General features: G+C 23.3%; 3 protein-coding genes and 1 pseudogene. All 4 read right to left on the bottom strand.

The window, feature by feature from the left end; genetic code table 11:
- Window positions 1-186: 186 nt before the first annotated feature.
- The gene (locus I4V63_RS14090) at window positions 187-1,140 is read right to left on the bottom strand and encodes a hypothetical protein (RefSeq protein WP_196001869.1); all 954 of its coding nucleotides are present in this window, start codon (window positions 1,138-1,140) and stop codon (window positions 187-189) included.
- A gap of 22 nt (window positions 1,141-1,162) precedes the next feature.
- Window positions 1,163-2,104, bottom strand: coding sequence for a glycosyltransferase (locus I4V63_RS14085; RefSeq protein WP_196001868.1), 942 nt, complete (start codon window positions 2,102-2,104; stop codon window positions 1,163-1,165).
- 3 nt (window positions 2,105-2,107) lie between these two features.
- A complete protein-coding gene (locus tag I4V63_RS14080; protein WP_196001887.1) occupies window positions 2,108-3,268 on the bottom strand; it encodes a glycosyltransferase family 1 protein in 1,161 nt (386 codons plus the stop codon).
- Window positions 3,269-3,279: 11 nt separating this feature from the next.
- A pseudogene (locus I4V63_RS14075) lies at window positions 3,280-3,434 on the bottom strand (dTDP-glucose 4,6-dehydratase); the annotation flags it as partial.

Genomic DNA, 3,434 nt, shown 5'->3' with positions numbered 1-3,434 from the left:
CCATAATTTCTCCTTTAATAAAAACTTAATTTATTAATTTATATAATATTTTTTATAGCTCTTATAAAACAATAATTAGAAATTAATTATAACTTTTTCTAATTATGAAAAATATAAATAATAATTAACAAGATTTATATAAACTATTGTGTTTTTATTCTTCATATTAATGAACAATTTTAAATATTATTGTTTTTGAACAAAAAACCTACTTAGCCAATTATTAAAATCATATTTATTAACTATATTATCATCAATTTTATTATATGGGCTATTAATAAAACTATTTAAATTGTTTATATTATCAATACCTATAATAAAAATATTATTTTTATTATAGAAATCATAATTTATAATATCTTTATTATTTGTTATAAGTTTTTTTTCAAAAAATATTGATTCCATTACTCTTAATGTTAATCCCTCTTGATTCTCTTGTAAAATATCTAATATAGCTTTACATCCAGAAATTTTATTAATTACTTCTTTATATGAAATAGGTTTATTATATAATTTATTAAATTTTCTAATTCTGTATTTATCATTAACTATATGAAAATAAGTTGTGATATTTTGATTTTCAAATTTTTCTTTTAATTCTAAAATATACTCTAATCTTCCTTTATCTTTTCCAACAAAAAAAACATCATATTTATACTTCTCTTTTTCTATCTTATAGTCATTAAAGAAAAAGGTAGTATTGTATTTCATATTGTATTTTATACAATCACTCATATCAAATGACCACTTTTCACATAACTCATCTGATACTAAATTTGCATCAACTGATTTTTTTACTGGATTCCAATACCAAAATATAATTCTCTTATTTTTATGAATTTTACTTAAGTAATTAAGAATATCTAAGTTGAAAAAATCAAATAAAATTATAGTATCATACTTTTCAATTGTCTTTTTCCACTCTCCATACCATATACTTCGAAATGGCAATTTAAAAACAAATGATATCTTTCTTAATATTCTTAAAATATAAGGAAATACATTTAATTCTTTATATGGTTCATTAACATTTATACCCATATTGAAAATTTTATCATATACAAAATACGCACTTCTTCTATCTAATAAAACTAAGGTTTTATCCTTAACTTCATCTATACTACATTCATAATTCTTCATTATTTCTCCCTATCAAAATAAACTATATAATTCTTAAAATTTTTATTATTAACATATAATTTTTACCTAATTTTTTGTTAAAATATCCATCTGGATCCTTTATTAATATCTCATTTTTTAGCCAATTAGGGAACTTCTTCTCTATATATCTATAATGGTGTTTTAATTTTTTTCTCAATTTTAAAATATTATTTTTTTCCAACTTAATTATCTTTAATACTTGTCTGAAAAATATATTTCTTATAAATATAAACTCTAATTGAATTTTCTCACTTTCCGAAATATAAGTATTCTGAGAATACTTATATATTTCATCACCTATAAAATATATATCATATATTTTTTTATTTATTTGAGAGTTCATTATTGAACCAGCCCGTTCTTTTCTATAATTATATAAATATTCATTTACATTTACTATCTTAGGGTTACTTATTAATAATTTATATGTAAAAGCATTGTCCTCATACCATAACCCAATTGGAAATTTTACCCTTTTTTCTTTTACAAAACTATTCCTAAACAATTTGTTCCAAACACTCGCCTCATGCACTATAGTAAACTCTTTATTAAAATCTTTAATATTAATAGTATTATCTGAATATATTTCTCTATAATTACTAATGCATATATCTGCATCGTTTTGCCTCGCTTTTTCGTACATTATCTCAAACATATTTAATTCTACCCAATCATCCGAGTCAACAAATCCTATATATTCTCCCTTAGCATACTCCATTCCATAATTTCTTGCATCAGATAAGCCACCATTTTTTTTATCTAATATTTTTATCTTACTACTTTTTCTTGAATACGCCTCTAATACTAATCTTGAATTATCAGTACTACCATCATTTACACATAATATTTCTATTTCTTCTAAAGTTTGATTAATTAAACTTTCTAAACATTTGGGTAAATATTCTTCAACATTATATACCGGTACAATAATACTTACTTTCATAAATCACACCTTATCAATAAATAACCTTTCATAATCATTCACTATTTTTTCCCATGAGTAAAATTTCTTAATTCTATCCTTAGCACCATTAGAAAATTTCCCTATATCATCACAGTCATATTTATCAACCTTATTTATAATAGAGCTTAAATTATTCGATTCTTTACTAAAATATATAGCTGAATCCAACGCTACCTCTCTATTAAACCCAACATCTAATAAAAGATTTAAATCTGTAGTTGCCAATGCTTCTAATAAAGAGGGATTAGTTCCACCAACTTCATGACCATGAAAATAGCCGTAAGCATTTTCTCTAATCTTTTTTAATAACTCTTGATCATAAACAGTACCGACAAATTTAATTCTTTCGTCTTTTTCAAATCCGGTTTTCCTCTTTAATTCATCATAGAACTTATTTTTTTCAACATTAGTTATTAAAACAAATTCCTTTTTAGTATTAGATTTCATAAATTCAGTAATCATAGTCTCATAATTATTTTCCGGTACAAATCTACCAACAACTAAATAATATTCTTTAGATCTAACATTTTTCTCTTCATACCATTTAAGTAATATTTCATCATTATCAGCCAATTTAGATTTTTCTATATCTGCACCATATGCTATAAAAGTTGTTTTAGGATTATATTTACTATAATCTTCCTTAATATATTTCTCAATATTAATAGAATCACATATTAATAAATCCGCATGTTTAACCATTAACTTTTCAGATAATTTCCAATATTGTCTTATAACTGCATTCCATTTAGCTCTTTTCCATTCATGTCCATCAGGATTTATAAATAAATCTCCTCCTAATTTTTTTAATTGTTTTTTATAGTACCCAATAAAAGGTCCTATTCTACAGGCTAATATATACACTATAGGTTTTTCAATATTATTTTCTTTAATATATTTAATACATTTTTTTAAAGCTAAAACATCATAATATACAGCTTTAGCTGGCCCTATATTAGGAACTTTAATATTAAAGCATCTAGCTCCATTATGTAAAAATTCCTCATAATTATCTGATAAGCATGAAACATGATATTTTATTCTTTTGTCTACTTGCTTCTTAGTTAACTTTTCAACAAAAGTTTCAAATCCACCATAATTTGCAGGTATACCTTTTGAACCTATAATAAAAACATCTCTAATCTTTTTCTCCACTACTTATACATCCTTTCATAGTATCCTTGATACTCTCCAGATGTAACATTTTTCATCCATTCTTGGTTATCTAAGTACCATTGAATAGTCTTCTTTATACCAACTTCAAAAGTAGTTTCAGGATACCATCCTAATTCATCCTTAATCTTAGTTG

The sequence above is a fragment of the Clostridium sp. 1001271B_151109_B4 genome (assembly GCF_015670405.1).
In the GTDB taxonomy this organism is placed as follows: Bacteria; Bacillota; Clostridia; order Clostridiales; family Clostridiaceae; genus Clostridium.
The sequence above is the reverse complement of the archived record's forward strand: the minus strand, read 5'-3'. Positions and strand labels throughout refer to the sequence as shown.

Excerpts from the sequence above, each read along its gene's own strand:
- I4V63_RS14085 (WP_196001868.1), bottom strand. The coding sequence starts at position 2,104 with ATGAAAGTAAGTATTATTGTACCGGTATATAATGTTGAAGAATATTTA.
- I4V63_RS14090 (WP_196001869.1), bottom strand. The coding sequence starts at position 1,140 with ATGAAGAATTATGAATGTAGTATAGATGAAGTTAAGGATAAAACCTTA.